This is a genomic window from Streptomyces eurythermus, assembly GCF_014649115.1.
Lineage (GTDB): Bacteria > Actinomycetota > Actinomycetes > Streptomycetales > Streptomycetaceae > Streptomyces > Streptomyces eurythermus.
Window position 1 is genome coordinate 56,381 of sequence record NZ_BMSK01000033.1, and the last position, 14,194, is coordinate 70,574.

General features: G+C 72.4%; 13 protein-coding genes. 1 reads left to right on the forward strand and 12 read right to left on the reverse strand.

Annotated features, from left to right (window positions below):
* Positions 1–11: 11 nt before the first annotated feature.
* The 11 genes from IE251_RS38610 to IE251_RS38655 form a co-directional block, all read right to left on the reverse strand.
* Positions 12–1,427: a DUF6177 family protein gene (locus IE251_RS38610; protein WP_189757616.1), complete on the reverse strand. Its 1,416-nt coding sequence runs from the start codon at positions 1,425–1,427 to the stop codon at positions 12–14.
* Positions 1,424–5,419 carry a type VII secretion protein EccCa gene (eccCa, locus tag IE251_RS38615; protein ID WP_189757617.1) on the reverse strand — a complete coding sequence of 1,332 codons (3,996 nt, stop codon included), beginning with the start codon at positions 5,417–5,419 and terminating at the stop codon, positions 1,424–1,426. The genes IE251_RS38610 and eccCa overlap by 4 nt, the downstream gene beginning before the upstream one ends.
* Complete coding sequence (locus IE251_RS38620; RefSeq protein ID WP_189757618.1) at positions 5,416–6,396, reverse strand: CpaE/TadZ family protein; 981 nt, start codon at positions 6,394–6,396, stop codon at positions 5,416–5,418. Before IE251_RS38620 ends, eccCa begins: the two co-directional genes overlap by 4 nt.
* 547 nt (positions 6,397–6,943) lie before the next feature.
* Positions 6,944–8,293, reverse strand: coding sequence for a type VII secretion integral membrane protein EccD (eccD, locus tag IE251_RS38625; RefSeq protein WP_189757619.1), 1,350 nt, complete (start codon positions 8,291–8,293; stop codon positions 6,944–6,946).
* Between the two features lie 13 nt (positions 8,294–8,306).
* On the reverse strand, positions 8,307–8,603 hold the full coding sequence (locus IE251_RS41520) for a hypothetical protein (protein ID WP_229897129.1): 297 nt from the start codon (positions 8,601–8,603) through the stop codon (positions 8,307–8,309).
* Positions 8,604–8,631: 28 nt separating this feature from the next.
* Positions 8,632–9,135 (reverse strand): hypothetical protein, encoded by a 504-nt coding sequence (locus IE251_RS38630; protein ID WP_189757620.1) that lies wholly within the window; start codon positions 9,133–9,135, stop codon positions 8,632–8,634.
* Positions 9,136–9,144: 9 nt separating this feature from the next.
* On the reverse strand, positions 9,145–9,600 hold the full coding sequence (locus tag IE251_RS38635; protein WP_189757621.1) for a hypothetical protein: 456 nt from the start codon (positions 9,598–9,600) through the stop codon (positions 9,145–9,147).
* A gap of 26 nt (positions 9,601–9,626) precedes the next feature.
* Complete coding sequence (locus IE251_RS38640) at positions 9,627–11,825, reverse strand: hypothetical protein (RefSeq protein ID WP_189757622.1); 2,199 nt, start codon at positions 11,823–11,825, stop codon at positions 9,627–9,629.
* A 2-nt stretch (positions 11,826–11,827) separates the two neighbouring features.
* The gene (locus IE251_RS38645; RefSeq protein WP_189757623.1) at positions 11,828–12,226 is read right to left on the reverse strand and encodes a DUF6507 family protein; all 399 of its coding nucleotides are present in this window, start codon (positions 12,224–12,226) and stop codon (positions 11,828–11,830) included.
* Positions 12,227–12,289: 63 nt separating this feature from the next.
* A complete protein-coding gene (locus IE251_RS38650) occupies positions 12,290–12,601 on the reverse strand; it encodes a pore-forming ESAT-6 family protein (protein WP_189757624.1) in 312 nt (103 codons plus the stop codon).
* Positions 12,602–12,684: 83 nt separating this feature from the next.
* Complete coding sequence (locus tag IE251_RS38655) at positions 12,685–13,017, reverse strand: hypothetical protein (RefSeq protein ID WP_189757625.1); 333 nt, start codon at positions 13,015–13,017, stop codon at positions 12,685–12,687.
* 180 nt (positions 13,018–13,197) lie between these two features.
* On the opposite strand from IE251_RS38655, the gene IE251_RS38660 reads away from it, so the two are divergent.
* Positions 13,198–13,779, forward strand: a complete 582-nt coding sequence (locus tag IE251_RS38660) for an NADPH-dependent FMN reductase (protein ID WP_189757626.1) — start codon at positions 13,198–13,200, stop codon at positions 13,777–13,779.
* 10 nt (positions 13,780–13,789) lie between these two features.
* Here IE251_RS38660 and IE251_RS38665 read toward each other — a convergent pair.
* A partial coding sequence (locus IE251_RS38665; RefSeq protein WP_189751275.1) for a ribonucleotide-diphosphate reductase subunit beta occupies positions 13,790–14,194 on the reverse strand: 405 nt, incomplete at its 5' end.

Genomic DNA, 14,194 nt, shown 5'->3' on the forward strand with positions numbered 1-14,194 from the left:
CCCCCCATAATTCAGGCGCCGCCAACCCTGAGGTGCCCGGTGAGGGCCTTGAGCGCCGCCCAGGCGGCGGGGTCGGTGCCGTCGCCGAGCGGGTAGTGCAGGGCCGGGTCAGCGGAGGTGCCGAGCGGTACCGGTCTCGTCGCCAGAGGGGGACGGCGGGAGTGGGCGAGGCCGACGGCCCGGACGTCCCGGGCGCCCAGGGTGAACGCGACCGGGACCGGCGGGGCGGTGAGCCGGGGAGCCACGGTCAGGCCGGCGTCCGCCGCGGTCAGGGTGGTCAGCATGGTCGACAGGCCGTGGGCATCGACGAGTTCCGCGGCCAGCGCCTCGACCGCGTCCAGGGGGACCCGGTCGGCAGCCGGGTATCCGACGGTGAGCGTGACGTCCTCGGCGACGCCGGCCGTGGTGCGGGACGTGCGGTGGGTCGCCACGGCCGGAACGTCCGGGGCGCCGATGACGACGGCGTGGGTGGGCTCGGGGGAGCGGTCGCGGGCCAGTTCGGTCAGTTGACGGGGTGACCAGGGCAGGTTGACCGGCTCGGCGGTGCCCCACCCGGCGGGCGGAGCTCCGGTCAGGTGGCGCCAGGCCGTCTCCAGGGCGGTGCCGAGGACGAGGCCGGCATCCGGCGGACGGACGGTGCGCAGGGCCACCGTCAGCCGGCGTTCCACCGTGGGCCGCACCCCTTCCGTGAAGGCGTCCGCGACCTTGGCGGGCCTGAACGCCGGGGTGAAGGTACCGTCCCTCCAGGCCAGTTGGGCGCCGGTCAGGCCGTCGTAGTAGCCGCCTGCCGGATGCCGCACCACCCAGCGGTTCGGCGGGCCGCCGAGGGCCGTGCGCAGGGGCAGGGTGAGACGGGCGTGCGGCGGTGTGACCAGGTGCAGGGCCCGGCCGGACGCCGCCGTCGCGCGCAGCACACCGGACAGCCAGGCCGTGAGTCCCAGGACAGGGCGGTCGGTGATGACCACCGCGGTGGACTCGGTGAGGACGTCGACGGCGGGCAGGGCCCCGTCCGGTGTCCGGGACACGGTGCGGCCCGTGTCGTCCGGGGGTGTCTCCACGACCGCCGTGCCGTGCGCCCGGCGCGGCCAGGTCGTTCCGCCCAGCAGCAGCGCCAGGCGTCCGCACACCGATCCCGCGAGCGCCTCCGCCGCGGGAACGGCGGTGGAGGCACGGATCTCGGTCCACCAGTACGGCGTGGGCGGCGGGGTGACGTCCGGGCCGAGGAGGCGTTCGGCCTCGCCCGGCACCTGGACCAGGAGCGGGGACTCCACGGAGACCAGGGGGCGGCCGGCCGCGGTGCACAGGTGGATCACCGCGCCGTCGTCGGTGGCGGTCACGCCCAGGCCGGGGCCGCCTGCGTGCAGGGCCGCGATCAGCGTCGCGGCGTCGGGCATCCGCTCGGTGAGCGCGATGACGTCCTTGGTCATGCCGGCGCCTCCCTGGGGTCCCCGGTGGTCGCGAGGGCGGTCTGGATCAGCTGGTGGCGCCTGCCACGCCGGACCAGGGTGCCCCGGCCGGGCGGCTGCGCGGACGGGTACAGGCCGGGGAACAGCTGGCCCTCGCCGCGGTCGCCCGCCATCACCAGCGCCGTCGCGCCGGTCTCCCGCAACGCCGTCAGGAACGGCTCGTACAGCGCCCGGGACGCCCCGGCGACCCGGCGCGCGACCACGAAGTGCAGGCCGATGTCCCGGGCCGAGGAGAGGTACGGCAGGAACGGGGTGAGCGGCTGCTGCCCGGCGGCGGTGAGGATGTCGTAGTCGTCGACCAGGATCACGATCCTCGGGCCGGTGAACGACGGCTCGTCGGTCAGGGCGTCGGGGTCGGCGGTCTCCGGCAGGCGTTTCGCCAGTTCGCCGGCGATGCCGGTGGCGAGCGCCTGGGAGAGGGCGGCGTTGTGCGCGTAGCCGCCGCGGTACGGCTCCGGGACGACCCCGCGCAGGCCGCGGCGCGGGTCGAACACGCCGAAGACCAGCTCGTCCTCGTCGTGGCGGGCGACGAGGGAGCGGGCGACGAGGGTGAGCAGGTTCGTCTTGCCGCACTCGGTGTCGCCGAGGACCAGCAGGTGCTGGTCGGCGCCGAACAGGTCGAGAACGGCCGGCGACAGGGTCTCCTGCTCGACGCCGACCGGGATCGCGCGCGGTACCGCCGCGGCGGAGGGCAGCCGCTCGGCGGGCAGCATGGTGGGCAGCACCCGTACCGGTGCGGCCGGCTCGCCGGGCCAGGTGGCGCGCAGGGCGGCTGCCGTCTGCTCCAGGGCCGGGCCCAGGTCGTCGGTGGTGGGCTGCCCGTCGACGCGGGGCAGGGCCGCCTGGGCGAACAGCCTGCCGTCCGTGAGGGCCCGGCCCGGGGTGTCCGCCGACAAGGTCGCGGAGAGCCTGCGGTCCACGCACGAGTCGGCCGGGTCGTTCAGCCGCAGTTCGATACGGCTGCCGAACAGCGACTGGACGGCGAGACGTACGTCGTTCCAGCGGAGCATGCCGGCCACCACGTGGATGCCGTAGCCGCTGCCGCGCCTGAGGAGGTCGGCCACATCGTCGTCGAGGTGGGCGAACTCCTCGCGCAGCGCGCCGAATCCGTCGATGAGCAGCACCACGTCGGTGGAGCCGAGCCCGGGCAGCTCACCGCGGCCGCGCAGGGCACGCAGCTGGTCGACCGAGTCGATGCCCCGCTCCCGGAAGATCTTCTCGCGCTCGGCGAGCATCGCCCGCACCTCGGCGACGGTGCGGGCGGCGCGCTCGTGATCGGCGCGGGTCGCGATACTGCCGACGTGCGGCAGCCGGGCCAGGACGCCCAGTCCGCCGCCGGCCAGGTCCAGGCCGTAGACGGCCACGTCACGCGGTGTGTGGGTGAGGGCGAGGGACAGCACCAGGGTGCGCAGCAGCGTCGTCTTGCCGGAGGCCGGGCCGCCGATGACGGCGGTGTGGCCGCCCGCGGTGTTCAGGTCGTGCACCCACGGGCCCTGCCACTGCCTGGCCGGATCGTCCAGCACCCCCAGCGGCACCCGCAACGGCCCGTCGGCACCGGCCAGTCGCAGGCCCTCGGCAGAAGCCCGCACCGGGCCGGCGGCCGAGTCCAGGGCGAGAGCCGCGGGCAGCGGCGGAAGCCAGATCCGGCGCGCCGGTTCGGCGGTGCCGGTGAGCCGGCCCACCGCGACGCCTAGGACCGTCGGCCCGGTCTCGCGCTCACGTGGCACGGGGACGTCCCCGTCCGGCGCGGCGGCGGGCGCGTGGAAGGCCGGGTACGGCAGGGCCAGCGGTCTGGCGTCGGCACCGCTCTCTCGTACGGCGGGCCCGCGGTACGCACCGGAGACGAAGCCCGCCTTGAACCGGGTGTACGTCGAGGTGTCGACCTTCAGGTAACCGAAGCCGGGCAGCGGCGGCAGATGGAAGGCGTCGGTGGTCTCCAGCACCGTGCGCGACTCGTCCGCCGAGAAGGTGCGCAGACCGAGCCGGTACGACAAGTACGTCTCCAGGCCCCGGAGTCCGCCGCTCTCGACGCGCTGGCTGGACAGCAGCAGATGGACGCCGATGGAGCGGCCGATCCTGCCGATGGACAGGAAGAGGTCGATGAAGTCCGGCTTGGCGGTGAGGAGTTCACCGAACTCGTCGATGACGACGAAGAGGTGAGGCAAGGGGTCGAGGCCGGGGCGGCCGGTGGCGCGCAGCGCGCGGTAGTGCCCGATGTCGGCGACGTCGCCCGCGTCCTTGAGGACCTGCTGGCGTCGCTTGATCTCCCCGGCCAGTGAGGTGTGCACCCGCTCGACCAGGCCGGCCTGGTTCTCCAGATTGGTGATGACGCCCGCGACATGCGGCAGCGGGGCGAACGGGGCGAACGTGGCACCTCCCTTGTAGTCGACCAGGACCATCGCCAGATCCTGCGGCGGGTGCGTGGTGACCAGCGCCAGCACCAGCGTGCGCAGCAGTTCGCTCTTGCCGGAGCCGGTCGCGCCGACGCACAACCCGTGCGGTCCCATGCCGAGTTCGGCGGACTCCTTCAGGTCGAGCAGCACCGGCTGGTGCCGGTCGTCCAGGCCGATCGGTACCCGGAGGAAGTCCCGCTCCCCGCGCGGCGCCCACTGCCGGGCCGGGTCGAGGGCGCCCATGTCGTCGATGCCGAGCAACTGCGGGAAGTCGACCGGACCGGAGACGGGGGTGCCCTCGGCTGCGGACTCGGCGGACAGCCGCAGCGGGGCGAGGGCCCGCGCGAGCCCCTCGGCCTCCGCGAGACCGGTGCGGTCGGCCACCCCTCGCGTGCTTACGGCCGGCTGCCCGCGCAAGTCCTCCACGGTGACCCGGTCGCCCTCGACGGTGACGCGCACGGCGACGTGATCGGGCTCCTGGACCCGCTCGGCGAGCAGGTGCAGCACCGTGACGCCCATGTCGGCCAAGGCGACGGCGGAGTCCGGGAGCGGAAGGTCCACGGCGTTCCCCCCGTACGCGTCGCTGAGCACCAGCAGCCGGCCGGCCAGGGTGAGCGCCTTCTCGTCGGACAGCCCGCGGCGCACCTCGGCCGCGTACGAGGCGCGCCGCGCCAGGTCCGCGCCGATCACCAGGGCCAGCCCGGCCGGATCGGAGGCGACGCGCCGCGCGGCCACGGCACCGTCATGGCCGTGCGGATCGAGAACGTGCGGGAGCCACTTCGCCCACTCCCACTCCTCGGCCCGGTCCTCGGGCACGGCGAGCGCCATGGCCACGTCGTCCGGGGCGTGCGTGACCGCGGCCTGTACGAGCAGGGACCGGGCGACGCGCAGCACGTCCGCGCGGTCGCCGATGACGCTGACGTTGCCGGCCCGGTCCAGCGGCACGGTCAGCGGATGGCCGGACACGGTGGTGTAGCGGGCCTGGAGGGCGCGGGCCTCGTTCAGCATGAACGGGTCGGGCGGGGTGAGCACGCCCCCGGCCGCGTTCCGGCCGACGGCCAGCTCCTGCACGGGTACGTCGCCGACCCCCACGCGCACGTCGAGGAAGTCCGCGTCCGTACGCCGCCGCTCCCACAGCCGGGCCGGATCGCGCAGCACGTCGTACAGGGCGGCGGGGGCGGGGTGCAGTATCCGGGCGGCACGGCGCCGCTCGCGCTCGGCCGCCCCCAACTCGGCGCGCAGCTCCTCCAGATACTCCAGATACCGCTCGCGCTGCACGCGCCGCTGCCGCTGTGCCTTGCCGCGCTGCGACAGGAACAGGGCGACCGCGCCGAGCAGCGCGACGACCAGGACGACGGCGCCCAGGCCCGCGAACCGGCTGGAGCGGACCACCGTCATCATCACGACCGAGCTGAGGACACCGGCCATCGGCAGCAGCGCGGTCGCCGGAGTGCCGGTCTTGCCCTCGGGCAGGTTCGGCGGGGGCTCGATCGTACGGGGCGCGGGCGGGAGCAACGGGCGGGTGGCTCGGGCCGGACGGTGGACGAGTCGCTGTGTCAACGGTGCCGCACCGCCCGCTGGAGCGCCTCGGCGGCCAGCCGGGTGGCCGCGTGGCGGGTGGCCTCGCCGAGCCGGTCGGTCCTGATCGGTCCGCCACCGGCCAGGTGCCGGTCGTAGGGGAGATGCACCAGCGTGACTCCGGTTTCCCGCAGATGGGCAGCGGCGGCCTTCGGGTCCAGGTTCATGTCGGGCGTGGTCGAGACGAGGGCCACGACGGTGGAGGCGAGCGCGGCATGCGGCAGCCGGCCGAGCCAGTCCAGGACGATCCGGGTACCGCCCACGCCCTCCGCGGTGAGCGGGGCGACGACCACCCGCGCGTGCGCCGTGTCCATCGCCGTACGGGCCACCTCGCCGGGCAACGTCTCGCAGTCCACCACCGTGACGGCGAAGTAGCGGCGCAGCGCGAGCGTGACGGTGCGGTAGGTGGGAACGTCCAGCGGGGCGCCCACCCGGCCCTGACCGGCGGGCAGCAGCCAGCCGCCGTCCGCGACCGGCACCAGGTACCCGGTGACGTCCGTCAGCCGCATCGACGGGGTGAGGATCCGGGCGAGTTCGACGCACGACCAGCGTACGGACTGCGCGCCCATCCGCACCGGCAGCGTGCCCAGGGCGGCGTCCGCCTCCAGGGCGAGCACCGGGTCGTGCCGGTAATGGCCGAACGTCCGCGCCAGCAGTGCGGCGGTCGTGGTCTTGCCGACCCCGCCGCGGATCGACGTCACCGCGATCACCCGGCCCGTGGTCACCGGCTGCTGCAACAGGCCGCCCAGCCGGCTCTCCTCGGCGACCGCCTGCGCGGCCGACGAGGTCAGCCTGCGCAGCGACCGGCCCGAACGCCGGGCCAGCGAGTCGCCGTGCTGCGGCGAGCCGAGCGCTATGGCCAGACGCGGATCGAGCGTCGGCACGGGCTCGGGCGCCACCATCGGCAACGAGGCCTGGCGGGGCGGTCGTACGGCGGGCGCGGTGTTGGCCGGGGGCATGGAAGATCCGGTGGGGGAGGCGTTCCGCGGGTGCGTGGGAGGGGTGGCGGGGGAAGCGATGGCCGGAGGCGTGGAAGGGCCGGTGGAGGGAACGTCCGCCGGGGGCGGGGCCGGGGCGGCGGGGTGGCCCTCCGGTGCCGGCCGGACACCGGTGGCCGGAGACGACGCGGGTGCGGCGGGTGTGGAAGGTGCGGCGGAAGTGCCCGGGTGGTCAGGGGACGGTGCGGCCGGCTGGGGTGCGGCCGGCTGAGACACGGTGGGCCGAGACGCGGCCGGCGGGGACGGAGCCGGCAGGGGTGCGGTCGGCTGGGGTGCGGTCGTGGGACGCGGCGGGGTCGCGGGGACCGGCGGCGTGGTGCGCGCCTCACGGGACGCCCTGCCGCGCCGCTTGCCCGGGTTGGGACGCTCCTCGTCCGGCCGGCGCACGGGCAAGGGCGGCCGGACGTCCTCCGGGGACGGCTGTTCACCCGTCTCGCCGGTGGAGCCCGCGTTCAGTTCGCGCAGCACCTCGTCCTGCCAACGACCGGAACCCGTCATCACCGCCACCTCACGCGAAGGTGCCGAGCAACCGCCCGTACACCCCGAACACCCCGAGCACCAGCGGGAACAGAGCGATCACACCGGCCGACTCCAGCACATCACCGGCCTTGCGCAGCCGTACCCGCACATGCTCGGCGGGCTGTACGGCCACTACGCCCAGGGACAGCACGGCCAGCAGGCCGAGCACGGCGAGCGGGGCCACCGCACCGGAGTGCTCCCGCCACAGCCAGAGCAGCCGCAGCGCCACGACCACGGAGGCCGCGAGCAGGACGACGACCTCCCCGGCCAGCGGGTAGGCACGCGCCCGCAGCGCGAGGACCAGCGTGACCGCGACGGCCAGCAGCACCGTCCACACCGTCACCGTACGCACCGACAGCACCGCGGCGACGGCACCGGAGACCGCGGTGACGACCGTGGCAAGCGCGAGCCCGCGATGTGTGGCGGCCAAGGCGGTACCCACCTGGTAACGGCTGACCGACGCCCCGGCGGCGCGCCGGTCGTCCAGCCCGGACAGCCCCGACGCGGTCAGTGCCAAGCGGGGCAGCACGCCCAGCGCGACGGCGGACACGACGGCGAGCACCGCCCCGGCCCGCGCGGCCCCGCCGGACTGGACCGCGAGCGCGATCTCCCAGCACACCCCGGCCGCGGCCAGCGCCCCCGCCCCGACCAGCGCGCCCCGTCCGAACGGGGAGAACCAGCCGAGCAGAGCCAGGTCCGCCACCGCGACCGCGAGCACCACGGCCAGCCGCACGGCTCCCGGCCAGGCCTGGGCGTCGGCGACGGCCCAGCCGCCCTGCACGCCCACGGCCGCGCTCACGACGACCAGGGCGGCGGCGAACCCCTTGCGCCCGGCCCGCCCCAGCAGCACCCCGGCCACAGCGGCCAGCGCCGCGGTGACGAGGAGGGCGGCACCCGCGGTCCCGGCCGCGAAGCCCTGCCGTGCCATGAACCCGGCGGCCGACGCCCAGGCGACGCCCGCGCCCGCGGCCACGATCCGCCGGGCCCGCGCGTCCCACCGCCAGAGCCGCGCGTCCAGATCGTCGGCGGCCTCGTCGCTCACGTCATGGATCACGGGGGCGGACGGCGCGTCCTCGACCCGTACGAGCCGCAGTACGGCTCCGTCGGGCACGCCGGCCGACTCCAGCGTGTCGTCCGGTTCCAGCGCACTGCCGTCGGCCGCCACCAGGTGCCGGGCCTGCGGTCGTTCGCCCACCCGGTCGTCGAGAAGCCGCATCACTTCGGGCAACAACAACCCGACCGGCTCCCGGGACGGCAACACCAGATCCACCCGCCGCCGCTCACCGGCCAAGGTGACCCGACTCAGTGCCGTACCGCTCACAGTCCCCCGGGATGTCACGGGTTCGAACCTATCACCGGACCGAATCCGCAGGCCGGGGAGTTCCGTTGGCCTGACCGGAATGCACGGCGGGTGCGGGCACGGACGTCCCGTACGGATCCTGCCCGGCCACTCGGTGCGCGAGGAAGGACCACCCCACACAGCCGGCACACACCACGGCGGCGATCACCACCCCGGCGAACGCCTTCCCCAGCCGCTCGTCCACGGTACGCCGCTGCCGCTGCCCCCCGAACAACACGGCATCCCGCAACCGCCGCCGCCGCACGGCGACGGACTCGAGGAGCTGACTGTCGTAATCCTGCGCTGACACGTATCGATTCCCGAGTCGATGAGGTCTCTCAGAACGGCAGCGAGCCGTGGGGTGTTGTTGACGGCCAGACGACGGTGCCGTCACTCACGATCAGCGGATGGGGCCGGCACTCTTCATGGAATCGGATCCACCCCAGGACAACGCTTCCGTCAGGGCCTTTGTGCCGCTCACCGGCCCTGGCCGCAAGCCAGCCGAGGAGTTCACCGGTGCGCTCGAAATCATCCGGGTGGATTTCCTGCCGACTGGTCAACGCCCAGACATCGGTCTTCGTGTCCTGTCTGCGCAGCAGTACCGAGACAAGTACACCCCCTACCTTGTAGGCAGCGCCCTGCTGGCCGAGAAGGGGCTCAGGACGGTTCTCGATGATGAATCCGCCTTGTTCATCTTCTGTCACGACCGGAAAGTCCGTAACGATGCGGAGTTTCTCCGGCATGGGCCCCGATCCGAGGTGCCAGTGCAGCTCGGCGACTTCCCCCACTGACAACTCGTCCCGCAAGTCCAAGGCAAGCGTGAGCTCAAACAGGTCGGCCATGGAGGAAACTTACTCCCCTTCGCCGGGCTGGGAAGCGAGGTGCAGTTCGCGTTCTGCGGTAGCCAGCATGCGTACGATCTCGATCGGGAGAGCGGCGAATTCCATGCGCACGATCTCGGCCGGGTCGATCCGGCGTGTCCGTCCGTCGATCCCGGTGGCCTCGATGACGTAGCGATGTCCGCGGTGTGTGGCGGAGTCGTCCTCGACCTGCCAGCGTGCGCCGTACTTTTGAATGAGGAAGTCGGCGAGGTAGCACATCAAGTCCGCGTGCAGCGTGACCCAGTCGGATTGCTCGAATTCATCGAGCGGTGCCCGTGAGACCCAGTCCTGCAGAGCCGGGATGAGACTCATGGGGTCATGGGTATAGGTTTCCGGGGGCACCCCTAGCATGTCCGCTACATCGATGATGGTCCGGCGTCCCTGCTCGGCCCATTCTCGGATGTCGGGTTCGCTTGCCTTGGGCATGTCGTGCACCTTCTGCGGGGAACTTGCTACTTAGGGGGTGGTCCGTACTCGATGAAGATGATACGAGCCTGAACAAGGTAGTTCCTCAGTGCCTGTGATGGTGGCGCATGCGTGAATGCCCAGCGAGGATCGAACTTTGGGTCCAGGCGACGAAGCGTAAGGTCCTTGTTTATCTGCTCGATGATTCCCTTGCTCAGGGGGACTTCGCCCCTCACTACTTGCCTGCTGCCGTCCTTCAGCGTGATCGTGCGCCATTCAAGGTAGTGCTTGACTTCGATGGCCAGGGTACGGCCGTCCGGCATGTCCACCGGAACGTCGACGTTGCGTCCGCCAGTCCCGTCCACAGGGTAGTAAGGGTGATCGTGGGCCGGCACCGGGTAGTGGCGTTCCGACGCACCACCTGCCATGTCACGGACGTAGTCCTCGATGCCCTTGTATCGAGCCCGGCTGTGGCGCATGTTCCGCATTTCGCGCAGGGTGTGCCGCGCCCTGCCAGGGGGCAGGGCAGGGTGTGTGCCGGAATCGTCGGAGGAGCTGCCGTGCTCATGTGATTCGGGCGGGTCACCGCTGTCGTCCGCAGGGGGATGATGGCCTTCGTGGGCGGCCGCGGTCTCGTGGCCGTCCGAGCTGCCGTCGGGTCCGGAAGCGTGAGCGCTGTCACCGCGGCCCGTGCCTGGAACGCCGTTCCCGCCGCCTCCGTCACCGGCCCGCGACCGCTGGGACGAGCCCGGGTCGGCGGCTCGGGCGGAGGAGCCTTCGTGCGAAACTGCGTGGCCGCCGCCTCTGCCTTCCCGCCCTGCGGTCCCCTCGCCGGTACGCGTGACGTCGGTGGTGTGCTCGGCTCGGGCTCCCACCCCGGCCGGCTCGTGCGCGTGGTCTGTGCGCCCGCTCGCGTCCAGCGTCACGCGGTCGTCCGAGGAGAGCTCGTGCGTGGCCTCGTCGACGCGTTGGCGCACGCTCCCGTCCGCGTTCAGGAGGTGGCCCTCGTCGGTGAGGTAGACGATCTTGCCGGTGGTGTGGTCGAGGTAGGGGATCGCGTTGGCGGGGATCTCGGCGGAACGGGCGGCTTCGGCCTGCTTGAGGAGGTCGGGGGTGTGCAGGTTCCTCAGGGCCGTGAAGGTGTCACCGACCTTGGTGAACGCGAACTTGCCCGCTTTGCCGACGTAGGTCATGGGGTCGATGACCCGGCTGGTCTTTCCGACGACCGACACCACCCGGACCGTCGCCGCCGCCTTGCCCGTACCGGAGGCCGCGGCTCCGGTACCGCCCGTGCCCAGGACGGTCAGTGCGTTGAAACCGAAGGCGCCCGCCGCCCGGCCCGGATTGGTCTTCCACTGGTCCCAGGCGACGAATCCCTTGGCGGTCTGATTGAGGACCGTACGCGAGTCACGCAGCCAGGACGGGAGATCCTCGTCCGGCACCCACCCCCAGGTGCCGAGGGTGCCCAGGGTCATGCCGACGCCCGTGCCGAGCTTGGCCAGGTTCTTCCACGCCTCGCCCGCCGCGTCGGCGCCGTCCCAGCCGACCAGGGTGCCCAGGCCGTGCACCGTGCCCATCACGCCGTCGTGCCAGACGCCGTCCCACACCTGCTTGCCCTGGTGGGCCAGCCAGGACCAGCCCTCGTACTCCCGCTCCGCCGGCGCGCCCCAGGGAGTCGCCTCCGCCTGATCGAGGTCGGCGGCCGCGTAGCCGTACATGTTCTTTCCGTGGGAGCCGTCGTCGGTGGTCAGCGCGGTGCCGCCGATCAGGGCCATGATCCTGTTGTAGGCCCGGAGTTCGGCGGCCTGGAAGGCGGCCACCGTGTGATTGACGTCGTGCCACAGGTCGTTGTTGTGGTCGACCTTGTCTTGGTCCTTGCGCCAGTCGTCGTCCCCGGCGACCGAGTGCACGAAGGCGGTCGCCTCCGCCTTGAGGGCGTCCAGCTTCTTCACCAGGGGCTGGACTTCCAGGCTGTAGTCCGACAGGGCGTTGGCGACCTTCTCCAGGTCGTCGGCGAAGGCGTCGGACTTCGTGCGCACCGGCAGAGTGGTGCCGAACAACTGCTCCGCCTCGGGTGCCGAGTAGAAGGCGGACAGCTGCTGGAACGTGGTGTGCACATTCGCGCCGGACGCGCGGAACTGGCCCGCGTCCGCGGTCAACAGCATCACATCGGTGTCCAGGGTGGCCAGGTCACCGATGAAGTGCGGGATGCCGGAGGGATCGATCAGCTGTGCCTCGTCGCTCACCGTCACCGGCCCTTCACGCCGGGAGCCGCCCCGCCCGCGCCGGGCAGGTCCACCTTCGGCTCCTTGGCCGCCTCACGCTGCGCGTTCGCGGCCTGCTCCACGTCGCCGGCCAGGTAGCAGCGGGTCGCCTCGTCGGCACCGCGCAGGGACCTGGAGGCGCGCTCGGCTATGTACACCAGGTCCCGGCTCCAGTGCTGGGCGAACCGGCCCAGTGCCGAGCCGACCAGCCCGGCCGTGCTGGTGTAGGGGCCGTACTGGCTGGTCAGCGTGCCGGCCGCGGAAGCGGCCTCTTCCAGGTTGCCCTGCACCGCGCTGCCCGCGTCCGACAGGTTCTTCGCGGCGGTACCGCAGTCGGACAGCACCTTGTACACCCCGGCCGGGTGAATGTCCCACCCCGTCACGACAATCCCCTCGTCCCCGTTTTCCTGCTGCCGGGCGTCGCGCGCCCGTGACGTGCCGTCGCGTCAGCCGATGCTGTCGACGGCTGCCCGTGCCTTGGCGAGGGTGGCCTGGGCGGTGCCGTCGTTCTGCTCCAGCGTCGTGCGGACCAGACGGATGATCTCGCGCACCTCGGCCGCGGCCCGGTGCCAGCGGACCTCCTTGCCGTGGTACTCGTCCGAGACCCCGTCCGCCTGGAAGTCGGCCATCGCGGCCTTGACCGCCCGGTCGCGGTCGGTCAGTACCTGCTCCAGCCGGCCGATGATGCCGGCCAGGCTGGTCTGCACCTCGGCGGAGGCGCCGGTGTCGTATGAGCGGCGGTCCTGGTTCTGCGCCATGTTCAGGCCCCCTTCGGAAAGGTGTGCGGCAGCGGTGGGTTCGTCTTCTCGGTCGGTGCTCGGCCGGTGATCTGCTTGGCCGGTTATCGCGCCCCGAAGCGGGCCGCGTCGAAGTTGGCGGCGCCCATGCTCTGCCGCGCGTTGTCGCCCAGCTCCGTGTCACCGCTGCCGAATGCCGTGTCCATACCGGACTGGCCGCCCAGGATCGCGCTCAGCGAGCTGTTCAGATCGGCCGTGATTTCGTCGGCATGCGCCTTGAACGTGTCGAACGCGGCCTTGCCGGCACCGTTGAACCTGCCCTCCAGCGGCTCGGCCGCCTGGATCAGCAACCTGATCAGCGTTCCCAGGTCGTCGCTGGAACCGACCGTGCTCTTGCCGAGCTGCGACAGGGTCGCCGACCCCATGTCGAACTTCATTCACTCACCCCGTAAGCGTGTCGTGTGCCGGACGCCCCATTGCCGCCGATTCGGCGCAGACCGCCCGGAACCTGGGGCATCCTCTCTCACCCCGCGTCGCGAAGGCAACGCGGAAAAGCCCCAGTTGGCGGGATTTGGTTCGTCATCGCTCATGGCCCGTCGGGACATAGGCTGGCCGGTATGAGAATCCTCGGGTTGTGCGGGAGTCTGCGGGCGGGGTCGTTGAACGCGGCTGTGCTGCGGTCGGCGGCGGAATGGGTGGTGCCCCCGCGGGAATTCCTCATCGACCCGGGGCTCGGGCGGCTGCCGTTCTTCGATGCCGACGTGGAGATGACGGCGCTGCCCCGGGTCGTGGCGGAGCTGCGGGGTGCCGTCGGCGCGGCGGACGGGTTGCTGATCGCCACCCCCGAGTACGCGCACGGCACCTCGGGGGTGCTGAAGAACGCCCTGGAGTGGCTGGTCGGGGGCGGGGAGATGGATGGCAAGCCGGTCGCCCTGGCCAGCGCGTCCCCCGCGATGACCGGCGGCGACCGGGCCCGGGCCTGGCTCGCCGAGACCCTCGCCGTGATGGGGGCCAAGGTGATCCCGCGGGAACTGGGCATCCCACGGGCCACCTTGATGATCAGCGACGGCCGGATCACCGACGAGCCCACCCGCACGGCCCTGGCCCGGCTCCTGGACGACCTCGCCGACGCCGCCGCCGAGGCCCGCGCCGCCGCTGAAGGCGAGGCCCGGGAGGGCAGCGGCAGTCTGGCGTTCTGAGGGAGTCTGCTCAGAAGTCCTCGTCGAGGTCGACCGTGCCCTCGACGGCGACCTGGTAGGCGGAGGGGCGGCGCTCGAAGAAGTTCGTCAGTTCCTGAACGCCCTGGAGTTCCATGAAGGAGAAGGGGTTCTCGGAGCCGTACACCGGGGCGAAGCCGAGGCGGGTGAGGCGCTGGTCGGCGACGCATTCGAGGTACTGGCGCATGGAGTCGGTGTTCATGCCCGGGAGGCCGTCGCCGCACAGGTCGCGGGCGAATTGCAGCTCGGCTTCGACGGCTTCCTTGAGCATGTCGGTGACCTGTTGCTGGAGCTGGTCGTCGAAGAGGTCGGGTTCTTCCTTGCGGACGGTGTCGACGACGTCGAAGGCGAAGCTCATGTGCATGGTCTCGTCGCGGAAGACCCAGTTGGTGCCGGT